At 70.9% G+C, this 12,623-nt stretch carries 12 protein-coding genes; 7 read left to right on the forward strand and 5 right to left on the reverse strand.

Annotated features, from left to right (window positions below; genetic code table 11):
- Positions 1 to 32: 32 nt before the first annotated feature.
- Together OG584_RS22685 and OG584_RS22690 are read left to right on the forward strand one after the other, a co-directional pair.
- On the forward strand, positions 33 to 188 hold the full coding sequence (locus OG584_RS22685; protein WP_405780460.1) for a hypothetical protein: 156 nt from the start codon (positions 33 to 35) through the stop codon (positions 186 to 188).
- A gap of 247 nt (positions 189 to 435) precedes the next feature.
- Complete coding sequence (locus OG584_RS22690) at positions 436 to 1,401, forward strand: ATP-binding cassette domain-containing protein (RefSeq protein WP_405780462.1); 966 nt, start codon at positions 436 to 438, stop codon at positions 1,399 to 1,401.
- A 203-nt stretch (positions 1,402 to 1,604) separates the two neighbouring features.
- Here the strand turns inward: OG584_RS22690 and OG584_RS22695 are convergent, their stop codons facing one another.
- Complete coding sequence (locus OG584_RS22695; protein WP_405780463.1) at positions 1,605 to 2,822, reverse strand: SGNH/GDSL hydrolase family protein; 1,218 nt, start codon at positions 2,820 to 2,822, stop codon at positions 1,605 to 1,607.
- A gap of 110 nt (positions 2,823 to 2,932) precedes the next feature.
- Here OG584_RS22695 and OG584_RS22700 point away from each other — a divergent pair, with 110 nt between their 5' ends.
- A complete protein-coding gene (locus OG584_RS22700; RefSeq protein ID WP_405780465.1) occupies positions 2,933 to 4,273 on the forward strand; it encodes a DUF445 domain-containing protein in 1,341 nt (446 codons plus the stop codon).
- A gap of 69 nt (positions 4,274 to 4,342) precedes the next feature.
- On the opposite strand, the gene OG584_RS22705 is transcribed toward OG584_RS22700, so the two are convergent.
- Entirely contained in the window at positions 4,343 to 4,642 is a 300-nt protein-coding gene (locus OG584_RS22705; protein WP_405780467.1) for a hypothetical protein, read from the reverse strand.
- A gap of 102 nt (positions 4,643 to 4,744) precedes the next feature.
- Between OG584_RS22705 and OG584_RS22710 the strand changes: the two genes are divergently transcribed.
- Positions 4,745 to 5,632, forward strand: coding sequence for a phosphotransferase family protein (locus tag OG584_RS22710; RefSeq protein WP_405780468.1), 888 nt, complete (start codon positions 4,745 to 4,747; stop codon positions 5,630 to 5,632).
- Positions 5,633 to 5,724: 92 nt separating this feature from the next.
- Here OG584_RS22710 and OG584_RS22715 read toward each other — a convergent pair whose 3' ends face one another.
- Positions 5,725 to 6,378 (reverse strand): GNAT family N-acetyltransferase, encoded by a 654-nt coding sequence (locus OG584_RS22715; RefSeq protein WP_405780469.1) that lies wholly within the window; start codon positions 6,376 to 6,378, stop codon positions 5,725 to 5,727.
- Positions 6,379 to 6,556: 178 nt separating this feature from the next.
- Entirely contained in the window at positions 6,557 to 7,504 is a 948-nt protein-coding gene (locus tag OG584_RS22720; protein ID WP_405780471.1) for a MurR/RpiR family transcriptional regulator, read from the reverse strand.
- A gap of 378 nt (positions 7,505 to 7,882) precedes the next feature.
- Between OG584_RS22720 and OG584_RS22725 the strand changes: the two genes are divergently transcribed.
- Together OG584_RS22725 and OG584_RS22730 are read left to right on the forward strand one after the other, a co-directional pair.
- Positions 7,883 to 9,445, forward strand: coding sequence for a sodium:solute symporter (locus OG584_RS22725; protein ID WP_405780473.1), 1,563 nt, complete (start codon positions 7,883 to 7,885; stop codon positions 9,443 to 9,445).
- Between the two features lie 175 nt (positions 9,446 to 9,620).
- A complete protein-coding gene (locus OG584_RS22730) occupies positions 9,621 to 10,796 on the forward strand; it encodes an anhydro-N-acetylmuramic acid kinase (RefSeq protein WP_405780475.1) in 1,176 nt (391 codons plus the stop codon).
- A 202-nt stretch (positions 10,797 to 10,998) separates the two neighbouring features.
- Here OG584_RS22730 and OG584_RS22735 read toward each other — a convergent pair whose 3' ends face one another.
- Complete coding sequence (locus OG584_RS22735; protein WP_405780477.1) at positions 10,999 to 11,187, reverse strand: hypothetical protein; 189 nt, start codon at positions 11,185 to 11,187, stop codon at positions 10,999 to 11,001.
- A gap of 155 nt (positions 11,188 to 11,342) precedes the next feature.
- Between OG584_RS22735 and OG584_RS22740 the strand changes: the two genes are divergently transcribed.
- The gene (locus OG584_RS22740) at positions 11,343 to 12,593 is read left to right on the forward strand and encodes a lanthionine synthetase LanC family protein (protein ID WP_405780479.1); all 1,251 of its coding nucleotides are present in this window, start codon (positions 11,343 to 11,345) and stop codon (positions 12,591 to 12,593) included.
- Positions 12,594 to 12,623 lie beyond the last annotated feature (30 nt).

A 12,623-nucleotide genomic window follows, 5' to 3' on the forward strand; every position in this document is an offset into this window, starting at 1 on the left:
TGCACAGTGAGCGTCCGACCCGGGCGGGCAGGGTGCCAGGACCCCTTGGCGCCCCGGCCGCCGGGGGCTGCGGCCCGCTGGGTGGGCTCGTCGACGACCGGCTGGGCGTCCCGGCGGCGGCCGGGAACACGATCACCTTGTCCGCGCAGTACACCTTCAGGACGTACGACCAGCTGCCGCCGCGCTGACTCCGCCCGTTTCGCGGCCGTGCGGCGCCCGGCGGCCGGTGAAATCGGCTCGCCGCGTCAGGAGGGCCGTTGCTACGCTCGCGGATTCGTGGAAGCAGACGTCGCGCACCTGATCGCTGTCGCGCTGCAACAGCCTGTCCTGGCGTGTGTGGCCGGCATCCGAGTACCGCGTCCCCGGCGGGGGCGGGTGGAGCCGCCGGGCCCGGTGCGGCGCCGGAGCCACCCGACCCGAGGGAGTTGACCTGCCGTGACCGATGCTTTCATCGAACTCGAAGGCCTGGAGAAGGTCTTCGACGTACATCGCAAGTCCGGCTTCCTGCGCAGAGAGAAACACCAGGTCCGCGCCGTGGACGGGATCACCTTCCGGGTCGGCCGGGGCGAGATGGTCGGCTACATCGGGCCGAACGGCGCGGGCAAGTCCACCACCATCAAGATGCTCACCGGGATTCTCACCCCCAGCGCCGGGCGCATCCGTGTCGCCGGCCTCGACCCCTCACGGGAGCGGACGAAGCTCGCCCAGCGCATCGGTGTGGTCTTCGGCCAGCGCACCACCCTCTGGTGGGACCTGCCGCTGCGCGACTCGTACCGGCTGGCCCACCGTATGTACCGCATCCCCGACGCCCGGTTCCGCGAGAACATGGACCGCTGTGTCGAGCTGCTCGACCTGGCGGAGCTGCTGGAAGTCCCCGTACGCCAGCTCTCGCTCGGCCAGCGGATGCGCGGTGACATCGCGGCCGCCCTGCTGCACGACCCGGAAGTCCTCTATCTTGACGAGCCGACGATCGGCCTCGACGTCATCTCCAAGGCGAAGGTCCGCGGGTTTCTGCAGGACCTGAACGCCGAGCGCGGCACCACGGTCCTCCTCACCACGCACGACCTGAGCGACATCGAGCAGCTCTGCAAGCGGGTCATGGTGATCGACCACGGGCGGCTGATGTACGACGGTGCGCCGGCCGGGCTGCACGAGGTGGGCGAGAGCGAGCGGACGCTGGTGGTGGACCTGGAGCGGGAACTCCCCCCGATCGACATCCCGTCGGCGCGCACCATCCGCGTGGAGGGGCCGCGGCAGTGGCTGACGTTCCCGGCGTCGGCCTCGGCCGCACCGCTCGTCGCGGCCGTCGCCGCCGCGTACCCGCTGGTCGACCTCGCGGTGCGGGAGCCCGACATCGAGGCCGTCATCGCGAAGATGTACGCGGACCGCAGCTACCGGTGACCGCGGCCGTCAGTGACCGCGGCCAGGAGTATCTGCGGCGATCAGCGACGCGGCGATCAGCGACGCGGCGATCAGCGACGCGGCGATCAGCGACGCGGCGATCTGTCACGCATCGATCACTCACGAGGCTGCGGGCAGCAGTGGTCCGGGACCGGCCCGGACCACTGCTGACAGCCGCTGTCCGCGCGGCAGGGCCGGGCGCGTCAGGCGCGGGCCGGAGCGGACTTGGTCAGCGCGTCCAGGTCGAGGGCCATCGCCATCGTGCGGTAACCGGCGTCGCTCGGGTGCAGGTGGTCACCGGAGTCGTACGCGGGACGGAGCCTGCTCGGGGCGTACGGGTCGCGCAGCGCCTTGTCGAAGTCGACCACCGAGTCGTAGACACCGCCCGCCCGGATGGCCGCGTTGACCTGCTGGCGCACGGCCTCCAGCTGAGGAGTCACCCCGTAGTGGCCACCGAAGGGCATCAGCGTCGCGCCGACCACGTGCAGCCCTCTGGCCCGCGCTTCCGTGGCCATCTTGTGCAGCCCGCCGGTGATCTGCCGCGCGTTCACGTTGTGCGGCAGCCGCAGGATGTCGTTGATGCCCAGCTCGATGACGACTGCCTTCACCCCGGAGCGCCCGAGCACATCGCGGTCGAAGCGGACGAGACCGCTCTGGCCCTTGCCGTCGAGCAGCACGCGGTTGCCGCTGATGCCCTCGTTGAGGACCCCGTAGTGGTTGTCGAGCCGCCCCGCCAGTACGTCCGTCCAGCGCTGGTTGGTGTCCGTGGTGGAGGTGATGCCGTCGGTGATCGAGTCACCGAAGACGACGACCGAGCCGCGCGCCTCGTGGGTCAGGACGTCCACGGCGGTGAGGTAGCGCCAGTAGGGAGTCTCGATGGTGTGGCCGCCCAGGCTGGCGTACGAGATCTGCCGGGCGTGCGGGTGGTAGGTGACCGGGCCGCTCGGTGTCGGGGTGGTGAAGGAGACCGTGAGGTTGCCGTTGCTGGGGACCGCGAGGCGGGTCGCGTCGCTGATGGTCTGCCCGCCGGCCGGGATCGTGACGTAGTGACGCCCGTCGAACGTCACGGCCTGGAGCGAACCGTCGGCAGCCACGGACGCCCCGGTGATCTTCAGCGGACGGTTGCCGAAGAGGTTGGAGAGGGTGATCCGGGTCAGCGAGCCGCCGATGCTGGTGTGCACGACGTTACGGATGGTGCTGCCGGGGAGACCGTTCGGAGTGCCGGGCTCGGGTCCGACGGGGGCCGCCGACCAGGTGCCCGTCCACATGCCGGAAGCGGGCACCCCCGAGGAGACCCGCGAGGGGGCCCCGGCCGACACGGTGGTGGCCGGTGGCTTCACCATGGCGAAGATGCCAACGGAAACGAGCGTCACCACTGCCGCCAACGTGGCAAGCAGGGCGTAACCACGGCGCCTGGTCATGGGCGGTCGGTCTCCTCGGGAACTCGACGTGCGTCCCAGGAGTAGCTCATGCAGGGACAATACGCACGGGGGCGGTACAGGTGCTGGAACGGGCGGAGCAGGCGGAGCTGATGGAACGTACTGGCAGGGACACGGAAGCCGGAGCCGTACCCGGGACGGAAGGCGTCACAGGCACCGCGCCGCTGGGCTCCGTTGCCTACAGCGCGGGCGACGAGGAGAAGAGACGGGCAGTCCGCCGGATGAAGACCACGGCTACCGGACTTCTCCTTCTTGTCGCTCTCATTTTCGTACTCGCCACTTGGGCTTCGCACACCGGGGGAGGGTCCTGGGCCGGTTACGTCGCTGCGGCGGCCGAGGCCGGCATGGTGGGTGCACTGGCCGACTGGTTCGCCGTGACGGCACTGTTCCGCCGACCACTTGGCCTCCCCATTCCTCATACCGCGATCATCCCCAACAAGAAAGACCAGCTTGGGGAGTCACTTGGTTCCTTTGTCGGGGAAAATTTTCTGTCTGAATCTGTCGTACGGGCCAGATTGCGCGCCGTGGGCATCGGCGGGCGGCTCGGATCCTGGCTCGCGGAGCCCGAACACGCCGATCGGGTGACGGCGGAGCTGTCGACAGCGCTGCGCGGCGCGCTGACCGTGCTGCGCGACTCGGACGTCCAGGCGGTGGTCGGCGAGGCGATCACCCGGCGCGCGGAGGCCGCCGAGGTGGCCCCCGGCATCGGGAAGATGCTGGAGAAGGTCGTCGCCGACGGCGGTCACCGCCGGGTCGTCGACCTGATCTGTGTCCGGGCTCACGACTGGCTGACCCTCCACTCCGATTCGGTGATGGACGCGGTGCAGGGCGGGGCGCCCGGCTGGACACCCCGGTTCGTGGACAAGAGGATCGGCGACCGTGTCTACAAGGAGCTGCTGCGCTTCCTCACGGAGATGCGCGACATGCCCGCCCATCCGGCACGCGGCGCCCTGGACCGCTTCCTGGTGGACTTCGCGTCCGACCTTCAGTCGGACACGGACACCAGGGCGCGGGTGGAGCGCCTCAAGTCGGACCTGGTGGGCCGCTCCGAGGTGCAGGACGTGATCGCCTCGGCGTGGTCCTCCGTACGCACCATGATCATCTCGGCGGCGGAGGACGAGCAGAGCGAACTGCGGCTGCGCGCCCGCGCCTCACTGCTCTCCCTGGGCAACCGGCTGGCGACCGACAGCCGCCTCCAGGCGAAGCTGGAGGGGTGGCTGGAGGACGCGGCGGTGTACGTGGTGACGACATACCGCAGCGAGATCACGTCCCTGATCTCGGACACCGTGGCGGGCTGGGACGGGGAGCAGACCTCTCGCAAGATCGAGGCGCACATCGGCCGTGACCTGCAGTTCATCAGGATCAACGGCACCGTGGTCGGTGCGCTGGCCGGCCTGGTGATCTACGCGGTGTCGCACGCGCTGGGCGCGTAGCGAACGCCTGCGAGCGGATACGGCGGGACGCGGCCCGGTCCGGATGGCCCCTGGGGGCGCTCGGGCCGGCTACGCCCGGCGCGCGACCACGGTCGCCGTCGCGGCGACGGCCCCCGCCACGGAGAACACGGCGGGCCAGGCGCCGATCTTCTTCGCGAGCGGGTGGGACCCGCCGAACGCGGCGAGGTAGACACCGGTGAGCGCGGCGGCCTTGGCCGTACCCGCCTCCTGCTGCCACTGCCGGGCGGCGACCGCGCCGGCGGCGGCGAGAGCCGCGCCGCCGAGAGGGCGCTTCCGGGTCCAGCGGGCCACGGCGAAACCGCCGATGAGACCGGTGGCTGCTACGGCTGCTGCGGGAATCTTTGCCATGAGAACGAGGCTAGTAGCCCTGATCCGGCGGTCGGCGCCGGGGTCGGGGCCGCAGGCCGAAAACGGGCGGCGGCCTGCCGGGCCCGTTGATACCGTCCGCGCGTGGCCCCCACCGACACCCCGGCAGCACGGGAGACGGCCTGCCGGATCCTCGACGAGGTCAACCGCATCCACCGCACCCGCTTCCGTCCGGTGCGCCCCCTGACCGGCGGCTTCCAGTCGGAGACCTGGCTGCTGTCCGCGCCCCCCAACCACACCCGGGCCGTACTCAAGTGGTCGCCCGACCCCGGCAGGGCCCGGCAGGTCCTGCGCGCACACCGGGCGGTGGCGACGGTACGGGCGGCCGGGTACGCGACACCGGAGTGGCTGGCGGCAGGAGTGACGGCGGCCGGACTCCCGTACCACGTGCAGCGGTTCATCCCTGGCGCCCCGCCCGCGCCAGGACTCACCGATGCGACGGCGCGCCTGCTCATCCCGCTCGTCGAGAGCCAGCGCGGCCTGGACGCCGACCCAGGGCACTGCTGGTCGCGGTATGTCCGCGATTCGCTGGCCGACGGCGGCTGGGCCATACGGGAGCGGCTGGCCGCGACCGGCCTGGCGGGGCGCGGTTTCGCCACGGAGGTCGGCGCGCTGCTGGGGGCGTACGGAGAGGCGGAGCTGCCGTCCGGAGACCTGGTCCACGGCGATCTCCGGCCGGCGAACACCGTCGTGGACGCGGAAGGCCGCCCCTGGGCGGTCGACGCCGAGGCCCTGGGCAGCGGCACCCGCGCGTACGACTACGCGACGCTGCTCACGGAGGACGAGGCGGACCCGTCGGCCTGGGACCTGACCCGGGCGGCCGGTGAGCGGGTGGCAGGCCCTGCCGTGCTGGCGCACTGCTTCGCGCTGGCAGCACTGGAACTGGCGGACTTCGTCCGGTCCCGCCGCCCCGATCGCCTCCCGGCACTCCTCGGCCCGCTGACGGCGCGGGCGGTTCGGCTGCGGCCGTAGCGGCCGGGCAGCCGAACCCCGGACTGCCGGACACGCGGACTGCCGGACAGGCGGCGGGTGGGCAGGGGGGTGGTGTGCCGGGGACTACCTACCTACCCGGCCGGCTCCTGCGCAGCTCCGGCCACCGCGCTGTACGACCTCCCGGCCGCGACGTATTCACCGAGCGGACTCATACCGAAACCATCCACATGTACACGCCACGACGCCCGGTTGCCGGCCTCGATGAAGGCCACCACGGCATCCGCACGCCCCCACGCCGACTCGACCGCCATGGTGAACAGCCCCCTGGCCACCCCGCGGCCCCGGAAGGCGGCGTCGACCACGACCGGTCCGTACAGCAACCACCGTGATTCGCTCAGTGGCCGCCCCCGCCATCGCATCGAGTCCTGAGCATCGAGCAGGGCCCGGACCGGGGGCGGCGGCGCGGTCACGCTTTCGGGCGCGGACAGTGCGAGCAGACCGGCCACCCGCGTGCGGCCACTGCCACCGCCCGCCTCATCCGCTGCGTCTGCCTGGTCCGCTGCGCCTGCTGCGTCAGCCGTGTCCGCCGCGTCAGCCGTGTCCGCCGCCTCCGCGACGAGGAGACTCCCGCTCCTGACCATGGCGAGGAGGGCGGCAGCGTCGAAACTGCCCTGGACGAAGCCCTGCTCGGAGCGTTGCCGCTCGGTGAGGGCGTCTCGGTGGTTGGCGGCGAACAGCGCAGCCATGGAGGGCACGTCGGCCTCAGTCGCATACCGGTACTGCATGCTGCCGATGGTGTCACGGGCGGGAGCTCGGTGAAGAGGCGATACGGACCGATCCAGGGGCGGGGGCGATGCCCGGCTGCGGACCTCTGGCCTGCCGAGACTGATGCTGTCCGTCGGCGCGATCGTTGCCCGCCCCTTCTCGTGTTGGCGCCGGGAGAAGCTGTGCCTGCTGGGAACGTCAGTCGCCGACCGGGGTGGGGTGCTGCGGCTGTCGGTGTCCGCGGCGCTGGACAACCCCGTAGGTCTCGTGGAGCGCCACGGTCGTGGCCTCGAAGGAACGTTGTGCGACGCCGACGAAAAGACAGTCGACAACGGCCAGTTGGGCGATCCGGCTGACGGTCGCACCGGACCGGAAGGGTGTCTCCCGGGCGCAGGTCGTCAGCACGAGGTCCGCGTTCTCGGCGAGGGTGGATCGCGGATCGTTGGTCAGGGCGATGGTGGTGGCGCCGCGTTCGGCGGCGGCCTGCAGGGGCTCTACGGTGTCCTCGGTCTCGCCGGAATGGGAGATGGCCAGGACGACGTCGCCGGGCCGGAGGAGGGCGGCTGCGGTGAGGGCGGCGTGCCGATCGGTCCAGATGAACACCATGTGGCCGATCCGGTGCAGTTTCTGGTGCATGTCCTGGCCGACGAAAGCGCTGGCACCCACGCCGAAGATGTCGATCCGCCGGGCCCCCGCCACGGCGTCCACCGCGTGGCCCAGTATCTCGACGTCCAGTCCGGCCGCGGAGTCCTCCAGGGCGCGCACCTCGTTGTAGGTGATCTTGCTGACGATCTCGTCCAGGGTGTCGGTTGCGCTGATGTCCGTGCTCGGCGCCGGGCGTTCGCCGCCGAGCACGCGCTCACGGGCCGCGGCTGCGGCCAGTGCGAGGCGCAGCTGGGGGTAGCTGCCGATCCCCAGGGTCCGGCAGAACCGCATGACGGTCGTCACCGAGGTGTTGGCCCGCTTGCCGAGTACGCCGATCGTCAGCTCCGAGGTCCGTGCGGGGTCGGCCAGGACGGCCTCGGCCACGCGCCGCTCCGAAGGCGCCAGGGACGGCAGAGCCGCACGGATGCGGGCCAGGGTGTCGGCGGAGGAGCGCCCCTCCCCTGAGCGGGGTGATGTGCTCTGCGTTTCCTGGCGGGCCATGTGGCGTTCCTCCTGAGCGGGTGGATGTCACGTTAACCACCGTCCGATGGTGCGTCAAAAATTAACGTAATGAATTTCCTTAGGTTACTTATTGACATGCGGAGTCTTGTCTTCCGATACTCGCTGCACCGGGATCCGCGCCGGTCACCGCTCTTCCGGCCGTCCCGTGCCCGTCCGCTGCGGCGGATCCGGAGACACGAGGGGTTGGTGCCGTATGGCAGCAGCAGTGGCGGTGCTCCTGTGCGGGCCCGGGTGCCGTGCCGCGCTGTGGGACGGCCCCACGGCCCCGCGGCCCCCACGGCATGCGCAGCGGTGTACGAGCCTCCCCGCCGACCCCAACCCGCCGGTGACAGTGCCGGCCCTCGCCTAGGAGTGAGCGTGCGCCAACTCGACCTCGTGGTGATCGTCATCTACCTGGTGGCGATCTCCGTGATCGGACTGCGCCTGGCAGGTCGGCAGAGGACGGCCAAGGACTACTTCGTCGGCGACAGCCATATGCCGTGGTGGACCGTTTCGTTCTCCGTGGTGGCCACCGAGACCAGCGTGCTCACTGTCATCAGCGTGCCCGGCGGCGCGTACAGCGGGCAGGGCTTCGGCAACGTCGAACTGGCCCTTGGTTACGTGATCGGCCGGGTTGTCGTGGCCACGGTGCTGATCCCCCTGTACAAACGTGGCGGTTTCGTCAGCGCCTACCAGTACCTGGGAAGCCGCTTCGGGCTGAAACTGCAGGGCCTCGCCTCGGTGACCTTCGTCTTCACCCGGCTTCTCGCCGAGGGCGTCCGGCTCTTCGCATCCGCGATCCCGATCAAACTGCTCCTCGACGAGCTCGGCATGCACACGAGCTTCCGCACCATCATCATCGTGCTCACGGTGATCACCGTCGTCTACACCTACCTCGGCGGCATCAAGGCCGTCATCTGGACCGACACCATCCAGATGGGCCTTTACCTGGGCGGCGCCATCCTCGCCATCGCCGTGCTGTACGCACACGTCGGGGGCAACGGCGTCTCACGCGCCCTGCATTCGGGCCACTTCAAGCTCATCGACACCAACTTCGACCTGGCGCACATTCTCACCAGTCCGTTCGCCCTGCCGACCGCGATCATCGGCGGCGCCATCTTCGCGATGGCCAGCCACGGCTCCGACCAATTGATCGTTCAGCGCATCCTGACCACCCGATCGCTGCGCGACGGCCAGAAGGCCATGATCGCCTCCGGTGTCTTCGTCACCGTCCAGTTCGCCGCCTTCTCCCTCGTCGGCGCCCTGCTGTGGTCCTACAACAAGGGCAGGAGCTTCCAGGAGCTCGGCCTGAGCAGCTCCGACAACCTCTACCCGAGCTTCATCCTGCACGGACTGCCCGTGGTGATCTCCGGCCTGCTCGTGGCCGGCATCATCGGAGCCGCCATGGGCTCGCTGTCCGCGGCACTGAACTCCATGTCGAACTCGACCGTCGCCGACATCATCCACAGCTTCCTCCGCACGGCTCCCTCCGAGGAGTTCATGCTCAAGCTCGCCCGGGTCATGACCCTGGTGTGGGCGGTGCTGATGGCGGTCTTTGCCTGTGCCTTCAGCACCAGTACGGGGAACGTCTACCTCACAGGCCTGACGATCGCCGGCTACACCTACGGCGCGCTGCTCGGCGCGTTCCTGCTCGGCCGGATCGTCCGGCGGGCAAGCGAGACCGACTCCGTCGTGGCGTTCCTGGTGACGGTCGGTGTGATGACGTACCTCGTGCGCGGCGTGAAGATCGACGTCACCGCGGCCGGAGCCACCGTCCCGACAGCGATCGCCGCCCAATGGCTGGTACCGGCGGGCGTGGTGGTCACCCTGGTCGTCGGCTCTGCGATGAGCCTGTTCCATCGCTCCCCCCAGAGCAGTGCGAACGCTGATACGCCGGCGCCCCGTCCCGACCGCGTCGAGGCACCTGCGGTCAGCGAATGACGGACCCCGTGGCTGCCCTGCCCGCCCAACAGCCCCCGCCCGCCCAACAGCCCCTGCCCGCCGACCGGCCGTCTGCCGTCCACCGGCCGCTTGCAGTCCACCGGCCCCTTGGAGAGACCATGCCCCACCTGCAGCCGACCCCGCCCGCGAGGCGGACCGCGGTCCGGGAGACACCATGCGCGTGATCGGACTGATGTCAGGCACTTCCTACGACGCCATCGAGGCCGCCGCCGCCGACATCCGCCTGGACGGCGACACTCTGCACCTGCAGCCGCTGGGCCATCTCTCCATTCCCTACCCGGACGACCTGCGGGACCTGATCGCCGACACCCTGCCCCCGGCTGCCACGACTGCGCAGGCCGTCTGCGCGCTGGACACCGGTATCGGGCAAGCCTTCGCCGAAGCGGCCGGGCGCGCCCTGCGGGAGCTGTGCGAGGGCGCCGCGGACCTCGTGGTCTCACACGGCCAGACCGTGCACCACTGGGTCGAGGACGGCGCGGTCCGCGGCACACTCCAACTCGGCCAGCCGGCCTGGATCGCCGAAGCCACCGGGCTCCCGGTCGTATCCGACCTTCGCAGCAGGGACGTGGCCGCGGGCGGGCAAGGGGCCCCGCTGGTCGGCATGACGGACACGCTGCTGCTGCGCGCCCTGACCGGCACACCCGCAGCGCTGAACCTCGGCGGCATCGCCAACGTCACCGTCCTCGTGCCCGGCGCCGAGCCGCTGGCCTTCGACACCGGACCCGCCAACGCACTGCTGGATGCGGCCGTGCGGCTCTTCACCGGCGGCGCCGCCTCCTTCGACGAGGACGGACGCCGGGCTGCCGCCGGCCGGGTCAGCCCCGAGCTGCTCCGTGTACTCCTGGACGATCCCTACTACCGCAGGCCCGCCCCGAAGAGCACCGGCAAGGAACACTTCCACCTTCCCTACCTGCAGCGGGCACTGGACGCGGTGCCCACAGCAGCCGACGACGTGCTGGCCACCCTGACCAAGCTCACCGCCGTCACCGTGGCAGACCCCTGCCGCACCTACGGGGTCACCGGCCTCGTCGTCTCGGGAGGCGGTACCCGCAACCCCGTACTGATGCGCATGATCGCCGAGGAACTGTCCGGCGTGTCAGTGCGGCTCAGTGACGACCTGGGCCTGCCGTCCGACGCCAAGGAGGCCCTGGCCTTCGCCGTTCTGGGCTTCCTCACCGTCAATGGTCTGCCGGGCACCCTCCCCTCGGGCACCGGTGCCCGAGGGGCCAGGCTGCTGGGCAGCATCACCCCCGGCCGGTCGCCGCTGCGCCTGCCCGAACCGGCCGCACAGGCGCCGCACCTGCTGCGCATCGACCACACCCCCCGCTGACCCCGGCTCCCTCCCCCAACGCACGCCCCGTGCGGCCGGGGCCGCACGGGGCGTCACGTCCCACCCGATTCGGCTCACCGATTCTCAGCGAGTGCCCCACCGCTGATCCGGCCACAGGGGGCTGAACAGGCCCAGCTGTCCGTACGGAAAGGCGCTGCGGGGCGATCAGCCGGCGCCGACCGGACCGTTCCCGTGCCGGCCGCTACGCCTGCGTTGTCTCCTCTGCCCGCGGATACGGGACGAACCTGCTCAGGCGATAGACCGTCGGCTGCTCCGCGCGACCGCACAACGTCTCCACACGCAACATCGACGCATCGGTCAGCCCGAGTTCGGCGCGGATCCGGGGCACCGCGCTCTGCCACTCCGCCGCGTCCTGGGTCTCGAAAACCACTTCCCACCGCCCCGCACCGGCACCCCGCAGCGGGCCGCCCCGCTGTTGATTCCTCCGCTTACGCTGTTTTGGCACCGGTCCAGCATGTCCTCCGGCCCGCCCGGCAGGCAAGAAAGACCCTTGGCCGCCCGGTACGGCCGTGGGACGCTGGCCGGATGATCGATGAGCGCGGGCTGTCCGTTGGCGCCGAGGCCCTGGGCAGGGGAGGCCTGGACTGGCTCGTCGGCTCGGCGCGGGACACCGGGAACGGGCTGGCCTGGCCGGAGACACCGACCGGCGAGGAGCTGGACCCCACCCTCTACAGCGGGACTGCCGGGATCGTACTGGCGCTGATCGAAGGCCGGGAGCACTTCGGCGAGGACCGGTACGGAGATGCCGCAGTGCGGGGCGCGCTGACCCTCGCGGCAGCCGCGGATGAGTGGGACGGCAGCTCCCTGTACACGGGCCTGACCGGAATGGCCGTCGCCCTGCGGGCAGTGCACGAACTGCTGGGAGACACGGCCGCAGGCGCGGCCGCGGACCGGGCGTTGCAGCGGGTGCGGTCCCGGTTCGACGGAACGCGCTGGGACGACAGATGGTTCGACCTGCTCATCGGCAACGCGGGCATCGCCCTGGGCGCACTGGCCGTGGGGGACACCGAGTTGGCCGTACGCGCGGTGACGCCCTACCTCCGCACCGCGGAACGGACAGCGGGCGGCATGCAGTGGGAGTCGCTGTCCGGGACACCGGCCCGGTTCCACCACCTCTCGCACGGCACGCTGGGCATCGCGTACGCACTGGCCGCCGTCGGCCGGGCTGCCGGGCGCCCCGACCTGACCGAACTGGCAGTGCTCGGCGCGTCGGACGTGGTCGCCCGCAACGAGGCGGGCCCGACGGGCTTCAGGGTCCCGCACTCCGACCCGCAGCACTCCCCGGACCTCACCGAGCGCTACAGCTACGGCTGGTGCCATGGCCCAACCGGTGACGCCCAGGTGTTCAGACTGCTGGGGTCGGTTCTCCAGGACCCGGTATGGCGGGCGCTCGCGGACCAGTGCTGGTACACGGTCACCCACTCCGGACTCCCGCAGCGGACCCACCCCGGGTTCTGGGACAACAACGGCCGGTGCTGCGGCACGGCGGGGGTCCTGGCCCTGGCGTGCGACCGGCACGTCGAACACGGCGACGGCCTGGACTTCGCACACACCCTCGCCGCGGACCTCGCTTCCCGCGCAACCGAGGACGCGGCGGGAGTGCGCTGGTCGAACATCGAACACCGGGCCACCGCGAACACACTCGAACCATGCACGGGGTGGGCCATGGGCAACGCAGGTATCGTCCGCGAACTGCTCCGATACGCCCGGCTCACGATGGGGCGGGCCGCGGGTTATGCCGTCGATTGGCCGGACCATGCGGCTGCCGGATGCTGACTTGGGGGCGGGCGCGAGCTGGCGTGAACG

The sequence above is a fragment of the Streptomyces sp. NBC_00859 genome (assembly GCF_045161865.1).
In the GTDB taxonomy this organism is placed as follows: Bacteria; Actinomycetota; Actinomycetes; order Streptomycetales; family Streptomycetaceae; genus Streptomyces.